8 protein-coding genes are annotated in these 13,767 nt (G+C 60.5%); all 8 read right to left on the bottom strand.

The features are described 5' to 3' along the window. Positions 1-89: 89 nt before the first annotated feature. The 8 genes from araA to HER32_RS04285 all read right to left on the bottom strand — a co-directional run bounded on the left by araA (position 90) and on the right by HER32_RS04285 (position 13,426). Positions 90-1,580: an L-arabinose isomerase gene (araA, locus tag HER32_RS04250; RefSeq protein WP_168680802.1), complete on the bottom strand. Its 1,491-nt coding sequence runs from the start codon at positions 1,578-1,580 to the stop codon at positions 90-92. Positions 1,581-1,707: 127 nt separating this feature from the next. Beyond that, the gene (locus HER32_RS04255) at positions 1,708-2,409 is read right to left on the bottom strand and encodes an L-ribulose-5-phosphate 4-epimerase (RefSeq protein ID WP_168680804.1); all 702 of its coding nucleotides are present in this window, start codon (positions 2,407-2,409) and stop codon (positions 1,708-1,710) included. Beyond that, the gene (locus HER32_RS04260; RefSeq protein ID WP_168680806.1) at positions 2,406-4,139 is read right to left on the bottom strand and encodes a ribulokinase; all 1,734 of its coding nucleotides are present in this window, start codon (positions 4,137-4,139) and stop codon (positions 2,406-2,408) included. Before HER32_RS04260 ends, HER32_RS04255 begins: the two co-directional genes overlap by 4 nt. A 121-nt stretch (positions 4,140-4,260) precedes the next feature. Beyond that, positions 4,261-5,460 (bottom strand): aldose epimerase family protein, encoded by a 1,200-nt coding sequence (locus HER32_RS04265; RefSeq protein ID WP_168680808.1) that lies wholly within the window; start codon positions 5,458-5,460, stop codon positions 4,261-4,263. Between the two features lie 326 nt (positions 5,461-5,786). Beyond that, complete coding sequence (locus HER32_RS04270) at positions 5,787-7,475, bottom strand: family 43 glycosylhydrolase (protein ID WP_168680810.1); 1,689 nt, start codon at positions 7,473-7,475, stop codon at positions 5,787-5,789. A 45-nt stretch (positions 7,476-7,520) separates the two neighbouring features. Then, positions 7,521-8,609 carry a family 43 glycosylhydrolase gene (locus tag HER32_RS04275; protein WP_197748873.1) on the bottom strand — a complete coding sequence of 363 codons (1,089 nt, stop codon included), beginning with the start codon at positions 8,607-8,609 and terminating at the stop codon, positions 7,521-7,523. Between the two features lie 47 nt (positions 8,610-8,656). Next, complete coding sequence (locus tag HER32_RS04280; protein ID WP_168680812.1) at positions 8,657-10,183, bottom strand: RagB/SusD family nutrient uptake outer membrane protein; 1,527 nt, start codon at positions 10,181-10,183, stop codon at positions 8,657-8,659. A gap of 57 nt (positions 10,184-10,240) precedes the next feature. Beyond that, positions 10,241-13,426, bottom strand: coding sequence for a SusC/RagA family TonB-linked outer membrane protein (locus tag HER32_RS04285; RefSeq protein WP_168680814.1), 3,186 nt, complete (start codon positions 13,424-13,426; stop codon positions 10,241-10,243). Positions 13,427-13,767: the final 341 nt, after the last annotated feature.

Here is a 13,767-nt window from a genome sequence, read left to right on the forward strand (position 1 = left end):
TAGGCCGCACACGTTTGCTGCGGGCTATGCTGCCGCCAGTAATTGCAGAGCCGGCCCGCAGCCCGGCCCCGCAATTACTGCTGCTGCCCCTACCGCTGGCTGAAGGCCACGTCGTTGTAGCGCAGCTCGTTTTTGAAGGTGCGCAGCTTGGTTTCGTCGTCGATGATGACGTACTCGATGCCCGCCATTTCGGCAAAGTCTTCGAGGTACTCGGCCGTCAGGTTCTGGCTGTAGCCGGTGTGGTGGGCGCCGCCCGCCAGAATCCAGGCCGCCGCGCCGGTGCTCAGGTCGGGCTTCACTTTCCAGAGCACGCGGGCCACGGGCAGCTTGGGCAGATCCTGCTCGGGCGCTACGGCTTCCACCTCATTCACCACCAGCCGGAACCGGTGACCCAGGTCAACGATGGTAGCATTCAGGGCCGGACCGGCCGGGCAGTTGAACACCAGGCGGGCCGGGTCGGCCTTGCCGCCAATGCCCAGCGGGTGCACTTCTACCTTGGCTTTGCCCTCGGCGATGGTAGGGCAGATTTCCAGCATATGGGAGCCCAGCACCAGCTCGTTGCCGGGCTGGAAGTGGTAGGTGTAGTCTTCCATGAAGGAGTTGCCGCCGGGCAGGCCCGCGCCCATCACCTTCATGGCCCGCACCAGGGCCGAGGTTTTCCAGTCGCCCTCCCCGCCGAAGCCGTAGCCCTCCGCCATCAGACGCTGGGTGGCAATGCCGGGCAGCTGAGCCATGCCGTGCAAATCCTCGAAGGTATCCGTAAAGCCAATAGCGCCGGTATCCTGCAGGAACTTGCGCATGCCCACTTCAATGCGGGCCGCCTCGCGCAGACTTTCGCGCTGGTCGCCGCCTTCTTTGAGGGAGTCGCCCAACTCGTATTCCTGCTCATAAGTAGCCAGCAGCTCGTTTACCTGCTCGTCGGTGGCAGCGTTAATCACCGCTACCAGGTCGCCGATGCCGTAGGTGTTTACTGAGTAGCCAAACTTCAGCTCGGCTTCTACTTTGTCACCCTCGGTCACGGCCACGTAGCGCATGTTGTCGCCGAAGCGCACGATGCGGGCGCCCTGCCAGTCGGCCCAGGCGCAGGCGGCGCGGGCCCAGATGCTGAGACGCTCCTGCACATCGGCACTCTGCCAGTGACCCACCACCACTTTGCGCTTCACCTTCAGGCGCGCCCCAATGAAGCCAAACTCCCGGTCGCCGTGCGCCGACTGGTTGGTGTTCATGAAGTCCATGTCGATGTCGGCCCACGGAATGTCGCGGTTGAACTGGGTGTGCAGGTGGGCCAGCGGCTTCTGCAGAATCTTCAGGCCGTTGATCCACATTTTGGCTGGCGAGAAGGTGTGCATCCAGGCAATCAGCCCCACGCAGCCTGGCGTGGTGTTGGCTTCCTGTACCAGTTTGGTAATGCCGTCCGGGCCAGTTAGTACCGGCTTATACACAATCTTGATGGGCAGGGCCGAGCCCAGGGCTTCGGCAATCTGCTGGGAATGCTGCGCCACCTGCTCCAGGGTTTCGGGGCCGTAGAGGTGCTGGCTGCCGGTGATAAACCAGGCTTCGTAGTGGGAAAGGTCAATCATGGTCGGGATGAAGTATCGTGGGAATGTTTGGTCCTGCTGAGCTTGTCGGCTGGCTAATCAATTACCATAGCAACGAAGCGGTAGAGATGCTTCGACTCCGCTCAGCATGACACGTTCATTGAGCTTTCTAGCGCTGGCCGTAGTAGGAGTTGGCGCCGTGCTTGCGCTCGTAGTGCTTTTGGATGAGGGCTTGCTTGAGGCGGGGCACATCGGGGCGGAGGGTGCAGCTGAGGTAGGCCATGCGGGCTACTTCTTCCAGCACGGCGCTGTTGTACACCGCTTTTTCAACCGTTTCTCCCCAGGTAAAGGGGGCGTGGTTGCTGAGCAGTACCATCTCCACTTCCTTGGGCGAGAGGCCGCGCTTTTCAAACTCGTTGATGATCTGCCAGCCGGTCTGGTGCTCGTAGTTACCGGCAATCATGGCATCATCCATGGGCGGGGCGCAGGGTACATCGGCCGTGAGGTGGTCGGCGTGGGTAGTGCCCAGGATGGGAATATCCAGCTGAGCCTGGGCCCAGGCGGTAGCGTAGGTGGAGTGCGTGTGCACAATGCCCCCGATTTCGGGCCAGTGCCGGAACAGCACCGCGTGGGTTTTGGTATCCGACGAGGGCCGGCCGGAGCCTTCCACGGTGTTGGCGTCGAAGTCCACAATCACGATGTCCTCAGGCCGCAGCGTATCGTAGGGTACGCCGCTGGGCTTGATGGCAAATACGCCCTTGTCGCGGTCTACCACGCTGGCGTTGCCGAAGGTGAACAGCACCAGCCCGAGCTTGGGCAGCTGCATGTTGGCTTCGTAGCACGCCTGTTTCAGGTCCTGGTACTGGCTCATGCGGTTTGCTCGGCTAGAGAAGGTTCAACCACGGAAGCTTCGCGCTTGGTCTGGCTTTCCACAAACTGGCCTAAGGCCTGGTACTGCTCGTAGCGGGCCTGGTAGTCGGCCACGCGGGCGGGGTTAGGCTCATAGGTTTCGGCAAAGCCGCTGCCCATGACCTTTTGCGCCGTCAGCACATCGGCGTGGACGCCGGCGGCCACGGCCGCGTACATGGCCGAGCCCAGGGCCGGCGCCTGCTCCGACTTGGCAATCTTGATGGGGCGGTTGAGCACGTCGGCCAGGGTCTGCATCACGAACTGTGACTTTTTGGCCACCCCTCCGATGCCGATAACCTGCTTGATGGGAATGCCCTCCTGCTCAAAGCGCTCCACAATCATTTTGGAGCCGTAGCAGATGGCCTCTACCAGCGCCCGGAAAATCTGCGGGGCCGAGGTACCCATCGTCAGGTTCACCAAAGCGCCTTTCAGGGCCTGGTTGGCGTCGGGCGTGCGGCGGCCGTTCACCCAGTCCAGCGCCAGCACCTGCGACTCGGCGGGGTCCACCGCGGCGGCGGCTTTGGTCAGCTCTACCAGCAGCTTGTCGCTCAGCTCTTCGCGCAGGGCTTCCTGCTGCTCGGCCGTAAGCGTGCCCGACTGCGGCAGCAACGCCTGCAGGGGCCACTCCACCAGCTGCCGGAACCAGGCCAGCAAATCACCAAATGCCGACTGACCCGCTTCCAACCCCAGCATGCCGGGAATCACGGAGCCATCCACCTGTCCGCAGATGCCTTGCACCAGCTTGCTGCCAACTTCGGCGGTTGGAGCCACCACAATATCGCAGGTGCTGGTGCCCATCACCTTCACCATGGAATAGGCTTCGATTTCGCCCGCTACCGCGCCGGCGTGGGCATCGAAGGAACCCACAGCTACTACCGTGTTGGTTGTCAGGCCCAAACGGGCCGCCCATTCCTCCGAAAGATGACCGGCAATTTCGTCGGCCGTATAGGTTTCTCCGAACAATCGATTGCGCAATTCACCCAAAGAAGGTTCGAGGTAGTTCAGAAACTGCGCGGAGGGCAGGCCGCCCCAGCTTTCGTGCCACATGGCTTTATGGCCGGCGGCGCAGCGGCTGCGCTTAAACGTAGCCAGGTCCTGGCCAGTAAGCAGCAGCGTTACCCAGTCGCAGTGCTCCATCCAGGAGTGTGCAGCCTGGGCTACGGCGGCGTCTTCGCGCGTCACGTGCATGATCTTGGCCCAAAACCACTCGGAGGAGTAAATGCCGCCCTCAAATTTGGTGTAGTCCTCGCCGCCCCAGGTGCGGGCTTTGTGGTTGATTTCGGCGGCCTCGTCTAGGGCCGTGTGGTCTTTCCAGAGCACGAACATGGCGTTGGGGTTGTCCTCGAAGCCGGGCTTGAGGGCCAGGGAAACGCCGTGCTCATCCACCGCGCCGGGCGTGGAGCCGGTGGTATCTACGGCTATGCCCACAATCTGCTCGGCGGGCACGTGCTGGGCTACGCGGCGGATGCTGGCTTCCAGCCCTTCAATGTAGTCGAGGGGGTGCTGGCGGAACTGGTTGCGGGCGGGGTTGCAGTACTGCAGCTTTTTCCAGCGGGCGTAGTAGTGCACGGCCTGCGCCACTTCGGCGCCGGTGCGGGCATTGACCAGCAGCGCCCGCACGGAATCAGTGCCATAGTCGACGCCAATGACGTAGGCGTCGGCGCCCGGCGTGGCAGTTTGAGAGTTTTCCACGGGAGAAATGAATGTGCTAATGTGCGGGAATGTGCTAGTATGCTAATGAGAAGGTGAGGTTGACCTACCAAATGCAGTACCGGGGTTTCTGGCGCAGATGGGGTGTCAAACTCATTTCCCCCTATTTCCGAATGCCAAACTGGTAGCTGGTGGAGGACTTGAGCGTGTCGCCGGGCTTGAGGATGGTGCTCGGGAACTTGGGCTGGTTGGGCGAATCGGGGAAGTGCTGGGTTTCCAGGCAGAAGCCCGCGTGCTTGCCGTACACGGTGCCGCCCTTGCCGGTAAGGGTGCCATCGAGGAAGTTGCCGGTGTAGAACTGGATGCCAGGTTCGGTGGTGGTTACCGTCATGGTGCGGCCGGTGGCGGGCTCATACACCGTAGCTGCGGCGTGGAGGCCGCTGGTTTGATTGAGCACCCAGTTGTGGTCGTAGCCGCCGGGCACCTGGGCAATTCGCTCCCCAATGGCGTGGGGCGTGGTAAAGTCGAAGGGCGTGCCTTTCACCGGGCGCAACTCCCCGGTCGGAATCAGGCCGGCGTCTACTACGGTGTAGCGGTCGGCGGGCAGGGTCACCTCGTGGCCCAGAATATCCTTGCCAGCGCCGTGGTTGAGGTTGAAGTAGGCGTGGTTGGTGAGGTTGACGGGTGTGGCCTTGTCGGTGGTGGCCGAGTAGTCGATTTTCAGCGCGTCGTCGTTCGTGAGCGTGTACACGACCGTCACCTGCAGATTGCCGGGGTAGCCCTCCTCGCCGTCCTTGCTCAGGTAGGTGAGCTTGAGCGTTTGGCCCTCGGCCGAGGAACCGGGCTCGGCCTGCCAGATTACCTGGTCGAAGCCCTTGTTGCCGCCGTGCAGGGTGTTGGCCCCGTTGTTTTTGGCCAGCGTGTATTCCTTGCCGTCGAGGGTGAATTTTCCGGCTTTGATGCGGTTGCCGTAGCGCCCGATCAGGGCCCCGAAGTAGGGATTCGACTTGCGGAAAGCCGGGCTCTGGTAGCCGCTTACGTCGTCGAACCCCAGCACCACGTCGCCGAGCTTGCCATCTTTGTCAGGCACCAGCAGACTGGTGAGCGTACCACCAAAGTTGGTAATGGTCGCCTTCAGGCCGTGGGCATTGGTAAGCGTGAAGAGCTGCACCTCGGTGCCGTCAGTGGTTTTGCCAAAAGAAGCGGAAGCAGGCACAGCGGCAGCAGCGGTTTGGGTGGAATCGGAGGAGGTAGCGGTGGTTTCGGCAGCTGAGCCAGCCGGCTTTTGCTGCTCACAGGCGGTAGCGGCCAGCAGCGTAGCCAAGCCGCCTACCAGCAGCCCAAAAGAGGAAGAACGTACCATTACGGGAACAGTCAGGTGGGAGTTAGATGCGTGGGAGGTCGGCTGGGCAACCGGGAAGTCATCCCCTTTTCTGATTGGGCCGGCAAGCGCCGGGCTGGGGGCTGAATCTGGCAACCAAAGTAGAAATTATAATTGGTTTACACAATCGTTTGTGTTTTTTTATCCGCTTTTTTTCTTCCTCTGCTGCTCTTTTCCGGTTTTCAAAATGCATAGTTATGCAAGTGACCAGAGGAAATTCCCCTGGCCACTTGCTCACCCGCCGCTTGGGTTTGCAGCCCCAGAGCGGCTCCGCTCTCCCTCTCCTGCCTTGCTTTACTACGGAAGGCTTAGTGCACCACCAGGGTTTGCGAAAACTGGCGCACTCCCTGCCGCACCCGCACCAGATACAAGCCGGGCGCCAGGGACGTAGCCACCTGCTGCCGGGCCTGCGGGCGCTCCAGCGTTTGCCGCACTACAGCCTGCCCTTGCAGATTGAATAGTTCTACTGTCACGGCCGTAGAGGCGCGCAGCTCTCCTAGATCCAGGGTAAAGCCCGTGCGGGCCGTCGGCACCGGGAAGATGCTCACGCCCGGCAGTTTCTGGCCGGCTTTGGCGGCGGTGCTCACATCCGGGGTGGCTACCACCCACCGCTGCGCGGCCGCTCCGGTGTAGTTGGCCAGGGCCAGCTGGGTGCCGGCAGTAGTAGCGCCCCCCGGCACGCCAATCACGCGGTTGCCGTTCAGAGCCGACCACACAAACGTTCCGTCGGCCGCCCGGTCCAGGTGAAACTGCTGGCAGCCCTGGGTTTTATACGCGTCCAATTGTAGAAGGGCCCCGGCTTCTTCGGCGCAGTTAGCCACCCCGGCCGTCAGCCCCCCCTGGGCACTGGTGATTTTATAGTCGCCGTTGCCCAGAGCCGTTAGGTCCCAAAGCTGGCAGCTCAGGCCGGAGGCCACATTTTGCTCCACGGCCTTCCCGGCTTCCCCGGAGCAGTTCAGGGTATTCCATACTAAGGCGCTGGATTGGTTCTTAATGGTATAACGGCCGGGGGCTACCCAGTTACGGCTTACGCTGGGCCAGCCGGTGGCACTCCAGGTAAGCTGGGCCAGCCCCAGCTTGGGCGCCCCGTTGTCGTAAGAATCGTAGTAATGGTGGGAGAAATACGTTACGCCGTTTTCCTCCAGCAGCCCCGCGTGGCCCGGCCCCACAAAGCGCCCCGAGGAAGCCAGCACCGTAGTGCCGCCATTCTGATTGAGGTTAACGCCGTTCTGATCCAGAAACGGGCCGGTCGGCGAAGTAGAGCGGCCCACCAGAATAACATACGTGCTGCTCACGCCCCGGCAGCAGGCCCCCCGGTTGAAGAACATGTAGTAATAGTTGCCGTGCTTGGTCAGGAAGGCGGCTTCGGGGTCGCCGTTTACTACCGAAAACTGCGTGGTGGATGGGCCATTGATGGGTTTGCCGGTGGAGGGGTCCAACTCCAGCACGCGCAGCCCGCTCCAGTAGGAGCCGTAGCTAAACCACACTTTCCCGTCGCTGTCTTTAAACAATGCGGGGTCAATGGCATTCACGTTGCTGCCCGCGTTGGTCGAAATTACCTCGCCCTGATCAACCCATTTGTAGTTGGGGCTGGTCGGGTCGAGCGTCACGTTAGTAACCAGGCCAATGGCCGACACGCTGGAGCCGAACGTGGAGCAGGAGTAGTACAAATAGTACTTGCCGTTCATGTAAATGCAATCCGGCGCCCAGAAGGTCCCTTGAAAACCAGGCACTTTGCTGTTGATCCACCCTGGGTAAGCTTTGTTGGGGAACACCGCTCGGGGCCCCGGCTGCCAGTTCACCAGATCGGTGGAATAGAGGCTGTAGATACCATCGCCCGTAGCGAAGGTCCAGTACGTGTTGCCTTCCTTGATGATGGTGGAAGGGTCGTGTACGCCGGTGAGGCCCTGCAGCGCCAAGACAGGCCGCACGCCAACCAGCAATAATAGCAGGAAGGCCAACCGGCACCAGCCGGGTATCCAATGAAAAGTACGCATACGCTTAAGGAAAATAATCAGAAGAAATTACCCCGGAGGCGGGGCCTACTCGCCGCTGGGTTTAACCAGGGGCGTGTTGATGGGAACGGGGCTGCCGAAATTAGGCGTACCATCGGCATTCCAGGTAAACTTTTGCATCCGGGGGCTGCGCTTATCAAAGCATCCTTCGCCTGGATTGGCATTAGCGTGGTACACCAGCCAGTTTTCCGTCCCGTCTTTCGATACGAAAAAGCCGTTGTGGCCCGGGGCATAGGCGCGGCTGCCTGCGTTCTTGGAAAACACCGGCTTGTCGGATTTGTGCCAGGAGGCCGGCAGCATAGGATCCGCCGTGGCCGAGGTGGTGAGCAGGCCCAGGGAATAGTCATCGGTGCCGCAGAAGCTGGCCGAGTACACCAGAAAGGTTTTGTCGGCGTGCTTGAGGATTTCGGGACCTTCGTTTACGTAAGGTGGCCCCACGGTTTCCCAGCTGTACTCGGGGTGGGAAAGCTCTACCCGCGGCCCCTCCAGTGTCCAGGGGTTGCTCATCTTCGAAATGTAGAGGCGCTGTACTCCGTCCTGCCCATTGTGGCCCGACCAGATGAAGTACCGGTTGCCGTTCTGCTCCAGCACGGTGCCATCAATAGCCCAGAAGTCTTCCGTGGGATTGAAAATCCGGCCTTTATTCGTCCAAGTACCCTGGGTAGGATCGGGACTGGCGTTTTCCAGCACCCAGGTGCGCTGGCGGCCCAGGTCGCTGCCCTCGGGGCCAGCGGAGTAGTAGATGTACCACTTCCCGTCAAAGAAATATAGCTCGGGTGCCCACAGGTTGCCGGAGGCCGGTCCCGAGGCGGGAGGCCGCCAGGCAATGGTGCTGGCAGCATACGCCAGGTCGCTCATCTTCGCCGTTTTCCAGATGCGCAGGTCGTTATAGGCCGTGTGCATGTAGTAATAGTAGCCGTCGCGCTGGGCTACCCAGGGGTCGGCGCCCACGGGCAGCAGCGGATTGGTGAAGGTGTTGGCCGGGGCGGGGGGCGCGGGCGCAGGCGGCGCGGGGTCGGGGCCGCCGCAGCTCAGCACCAGGGCCAGTACAGCCAGGGGCGCCCCGCGCCACCAGCTCCCGGTACCCATCAGCCAGGAAGAAGTTAGAAAAGCCATAAGCAGGAAGCCGGCGACCCCACGCGGGGCCGCCGGCCGTAGCAGCGTTAGTAGCCCGGGTTTTGCTTTACGCCCGGGTCAATGTCGATGTCGCGCTGCGGAATGGGCAGCAGCTTGGAAATGCCGAGGCGGAAGTTGACGAAATCCACGTCGCGGGACTTCAGCTCGTCGATGCCGGCCTGGTCGTCCATCAGGCCCCAGCGCAGGATGTCAAACCAGCGCGTGCCTTCGCCGGCCAGTTCCTTGGCCCGCTCACTACGAATCAGCTGGCGCAGCTGGGCCTGGGTGTAGCTGCCCGTGAGGGGGGCCAGGTCGACGCGCCGGCGCACCTGGTTTACCAGTGGCAGTGCGGCGGCCAGCTGGTTAAGCTCAGTGAGGGCTTCGGCCTGCATCAGCAGTACATCGGCGTAGCGAATTACGCGGTGGTTGATGCCGGAGGTGAAGTTCTCGTTGGTGCGGGTACGGTCGTTGAGGTACTTGCGCCAGTACTGCTGGTTGGGGTTCCAGTTCCACTCGCCAAACGTCTTGCCGTAGAACCGGTCGGGGTTGCCGGCGTGAATGATGCTAATGTCCCGGCGCGGGTCAATCAGGTGCTTGGTGGTGCTGCCCGGGGCAAACGACACCGTGGAATCGGTGTAGGCCTCCAGCAGCCAGCGCCGGGGCTGCACGTCGGCAAACGTAGGACCGGGAGGGCCGAAGAAGTTGGGCCGGTCGTGGCTTTCGGAAGCGGAAGCGTTGTCCTGCCCCTGCCCTACTTCCAGCACGGCACCGGTAAACTGCACCTCAAACAACGACTCGCTGTTGTTCTCATTGGTATCGGTGAAGTTGTCGAGGTAGTTGGAAACGAGGGCAAACTGGCCGCTGTTGATAATTTCCGTAAACAGGGCCGATGCTTCGGTGTACTTACGCTGGTGCATGTACACCTTGGCCAGCAGGGCCTGGGCCCCACCTTTGGGCACGCGGCCTTTGTCGGCGGCCCCGTAGGTCACAGGCAGGTCGGGAATAGCGGCCTGCAGGTCAGCAATAATCTGGGCTTCCGTCTGGGCGGGCGTGGCCTGCACGGCCCGGGTGGTAACCACGGGCTCGTCCACAATCAGGGGCACGTTGCCGAAGAAGTACACCAGGTCGTAGTACGAGAGGGCGCGCACAAAGCGGGCTTCGGCCAGCAGCCGCTTTTTCAATGTCTCGTCCATGCTGATACCGGGCACGTTGTTCAGCACCTGGTTGGTGCGGTAAATCGTGCGGTAGTAGTCATTCCAGGCAAAGGAGGAGATGAAGAAGTTGTTGTCAGGGGTGATGAAGCGCGTGAAGTTGGCCAGCTCCACGAAGGGGCTTTGGCTGTACGACTCATCGGAGCGGTGGGCCATGAAGTGCCAGCTGCGGTAGTAGCAGGCAAACTGCTGCAAACCCGAGTAGCAGGCAAACACCCCTTTTACGGCATCGTCCTGGGTTTTCCAGAACTGAGAAGTTGAGGGCGCGTTGGGGTTGGTTTTATCCAGGAGGTCTTTCTCGCAGCCCGTTGTCAGGAACAGGCTGCCGGCCAGCACAAGGGTGGCTACTTTATGGAGTTTCATATCGGAAGCAAAAGCGGTAAGGTGGGGGAAGCGCTCAGCAGCACGTTCCGGGTCAGATTAGAAGTTCACCTGCAGGCCGCCGGTGAAGCTGCGCACATTCGGGTAAGCGCTGTCGTCGACGCCCCGGTTGAAGAAGTTAGTTCCGGTGATTTCTGGATCGAATCCCGTGTACTTGGTGAAGGTGAACAGGTTACGGGCCGTTACGTACAGCCGCACGCTGCCTAGGCTGGGTACCCGGCTAGTGAGCAGTTTGGGAACAGTGTAACCCAGCTGCACGTTTTTCACGCGCAGGTAAGACCCATCTTCCAGCCACCGCGTGGTGTTGAACATGGCATTGGAAGCGGCGGCCTCGCCCAGGGCGCCGGCGCCGCCGCCCTGCAGCAGGCGCGGCGTGGTCGTCGAGGGGTTTTCAGCCGTCCAGGGCGTTACGTCGGCGTTGTAGTTGTTGGGGCCGTTGTAGCTTTCCAGGGCGCGACGGGCCGTGTTATAAATCTTGTTGCCCGTCACCGACTGCAGGAACACTGACAGGTCAAAGCCTTTGTAGCCCGCATTCAGGTTCAGGCCCATCTGCAGCTTGGGAATAGCCTTCCCGGCGAAGACACGGTCGGCATTATCAATTTTGCCGTCGTCATTCACGTCCTTGTAGCGCACGTCGCCAGCCGAGGCATAGGGCTGAATTACTTTGCCCGCGGAGTTTTTGTAGTTATTCACTTCCTCCTGCGACTGGAAGATGCCGTCGAAGGGAATCAGATAAAACTCTCCCAGCGACGACCCCTCTTCGGTGCGCGTTACGCCTTCGCCGCCGCCAATAACCTGGCCTTTAACCGGCACCGCCGTAATCTCGTTCTTGATGGTGGTAAGCGTAAAGTTGGCTCCGTAAGTGAAGTCAGCTTTGTTTTGTTGATAGCCCAACTCCAGCTCAAAGCCGCGGTTTTCAATATTGCCGGCATTCTGGAACAATGGCTCGCCGAAGTGGCCCAGATAAGTAGGTACCTGCACCGGCGCCAGGGCCTTGCGGGTTTCGGCAATGTAGTAATCGGCCGAGAAGTTGAGGCGGCCGTCGAGCAGGCTCAGGTCCAGTCCGGCGTCCTTGGTGTAGCGTTCCTCCCACTGGATGTCAGGGCTGGACAGGGCCAGCTGAGCTGAGCCGTTCACGATGCGCTGGTCGGTACCAATGACGTAGTTCACGTTCTGCCCTACAATGGGCGTGGTCAGGTAGTTACCGCCGTAGTTACCGAACAGGCCGTCGTTGCCATTCACGCCGTAGCTGGCGCGCAGCTTCAGGTTACTAATTACGGGGCGCAGGCCTTCAAAAAAAATTTCCTCGCTAATGCGCCAGCCCAGTGAGCCTGCTCCAAAATTGGCCCAACGGTTGCGGAGCGCAAATTTCGAGGAGCCGTCGCGGCGGAAGCTGGCCGAAACCAGGTAGCGGTTTTTGTAGTCGTAGGTAGCCTGGGTGAAGAAGGAGCGGCGGGCATTCTCGGTAGAAATGCCCGAAATCACGCCCTTCTCCTGTCCCGCGCTCAACTCGAAGTAATACTGTGGTATGGTAGTAAAGCCCTGGGTCTGGGCACTCACGTTGTGCTGGCGGTAAGCCTGCTCGGAGTAGCCGCCCAACACGTTCACGTTGTGGTCGCCGAAGCTTTTGTTAAAGTTCAGCGTGTTTTCCGCCATCATGAACAAGTCATACCCTAGAAACTCCGACAAAGAAGCCGTGTTAATGCGGGTGTTCTGGCGGATGATACCGGCCTTCTGAGCATCGGCGTTGCTGTAGGTGTGGCCGTCGAGGGCTAAGTTAAGTCGGTACGTCAGGAAGTCGAAAATGCTGAAATCCGCGCTGATGCTGCCGGCCAGGCGGTTGTCGGCCTGGGTACGGCGCAGCAGCTCCTGGGCGCCAATAGGGTTGGTGGCAAACGTGTTCAGGATGGGCGAGCCGGTACCATAGCCGCCTTCATTGGCCGCGTCGTACACCGGAATGCTCGGAATCATGGTGAGCACGTCGATGAAAGGAGCCCCGTTGAGCAGGGTTACATCCAGGTGGGTGAACTGGGCGTTTTGCTGGAGCTTGAAGCGGCCCCGGCTCAGGCCCGAGTTCAGACGCAGGCTGTAGCGCTTAAAGTCGGGGCCCTTCACTATGCCCTCCTGGTGGAAGTACTCCCCGGAAATCAGGAAGTTGGTCGTGGCTTTGTCGCCCGTGCTGCCGCCCGAGAATGTGAGGTTGTAATCTTCCAAAGTACCGGTCTGGAAAAACTCATCCTGCCAGTCGGTATCGATGTTGGGGTTGAAAGCTCCACCCGGTCCTTTCACGGCCCCGGCCAAGCTGTTTTGGCCGTTGTTGAGGGGGTCGAGGCCGGCGTTGGCGTAGGCCACTACGGCGCGGTCGGCCCACTCGCTAGCGTTGGTCAGGTTGTAGCGCTTGTACACGTTATCCACCCCGCGGTAGCTGTTAAAGCTAATAGCCGGGGCGCCCGACTTGCCTTTCTTGGTGGTAATCAGAATAACGCCGTTGGCCCCCTGCGACCCGTAAACGGCCGTGGAGGAAGCGTCTTTCAGGACCGTAAGGGAGGCAATGTCGTTAGGGTTCAGGTCGCGGATGTTTGCCGTCCAGAGCCCGTCAATTACGTACAGCGGGCCGCTGACCGCGTTGCCCAGGGTGCCAATACCGCGAATGGTAATTACAGGCGCATCGCCGGGACCACCGGAGCCCTGCACCTGCACGCCAGCCACACGCCCCTGCAGGGCCTGGGTGGCCGTAGCCACCGGCGACTTAGTAGCTTCCCTCACATCCAGGCTGCTCACGGCGCTGGTTACGTTCTGGCGGTCCTGCGTGAGGTAGCCCACCACGACTACTTCACTCAGGGCATTCACGTCTTCTACCAGCGTCACGTTTAGGTCAGTTACTGTCCCCGTGCTGCCTGCTGGTACCACTACTTCCTTGCGCACATACCCAATGTACGTAAACAGGAGGGTGCTGCCGGATGGCGCGGAAATGACAAATGACCCATCGGAGTTGGTCGACGTACCGTTGGTTGTCCCTTTTACCAGCACCGTCACGCCTGGTAGCGGGTCACCGTTCTCCTGCGTCACCCGGCCGCTCACCGTTAAGTCGGCCAGCCGCAGCCCGAGGCTACTGGTGTCCGGCCGGTGGGCTGCCTGAGCCGTTGCGCTCAGCAGCGCCAGGGGAGCACAGAACAGGAGTGCCGGTAGCGTTAGCCGGCGCGCAAGGGGTATGGGCTTTTTCATAAGGGAAGAAATGTGGGAATTTTTATTGACAACACAAACGATTGTGTTTTTGATACTTTCACAATCGTTTGTGTAAGAAGGCAAAAAAAAGAGGGGTTCATGCGGCCCTCGCCCTGGTTGTGGGCAATGGACCTTGTTTCCGCTTCTGCAACAGGTTAGCAGAACTATTGTTGGCTGGGAAACACGGCAAGGTTAACAAATTTGTCACAGATAACCAACAGCGCACTTCCGTTTTATGACGATAAATTTTAAAACCGTCTTCATCTACATAAACGATAATGTAAATATTACGCCGAAATCCTTTGCGGCAAGTGGTTTTGCGTGCCTCCTGCTCTGTTCAA

Source organism: Hymenobacter sp. BT18, assembly GCF_012273015.1.
GTDB classification, from domain to species: Bacteria; Bacteroidota; Bacteroidia; order Cytophagales; family Hymenobacteraceae; genus Hymenobacter; species Hymenobacter lutimineralis.

What these genes read in the sequence shown, in the direction of transcription:
- araA (WP_168680802.1), bottom strand. Translation starts at nt 1,580, where the DNA reads ATGATTGACCTTTCCCACTACGAAGCCTGGTTTATCACCGGCAGCCAG.
- HER32_RS04270 (WP_168680810.1), bottom strand. Translation starts at nt 7,475, where the DNA reads ATGCGTACTTTTCATTGGATACCCGGCTGGTGCCGGTTGGCCTTCCTG.
- HER32_RS04280 (WP_168680812.1), bottom strand. Translation starts at nt 10,183, where the DNA reads ATGAAACTCCATAAAGTAGCCACCCTTGTGCTGGCCGGCAGCCTGTTC.
- HER32_RS04285 (WP_168680814.1), bottom strand. Translation starts at nt 13,426, where the DNA reads ATGAAAAAGCCCATACCCCTTGCGCGCCGGCTAACGCTACCGGCACTC.
- HER32_RS04255 (WP_168680804.1), bottom strand. Translation starts at nt 2,409, where the DNA reads ATGAGCCAGTACCAGGACCTGAAACAGGCGTGCTACGAAGCCAACATG.
- HER32_RS04265 (WP_168680808.1), bottom strand. Translation starts at nt 5,460, where the DNA reads ATGGTACGTTCTTCCTCTTTTGGGCTGCTGGTAGGCGGCTTGGCTACG.
- HER32_RS04275 (WP_197748873.1), bottom strand. Translation starts at nt 8,609, where the DNA reads ATGGCTTTTCTAACTTCTTCCTGGCTGATGGGTACCGGGAGCTGGTGG.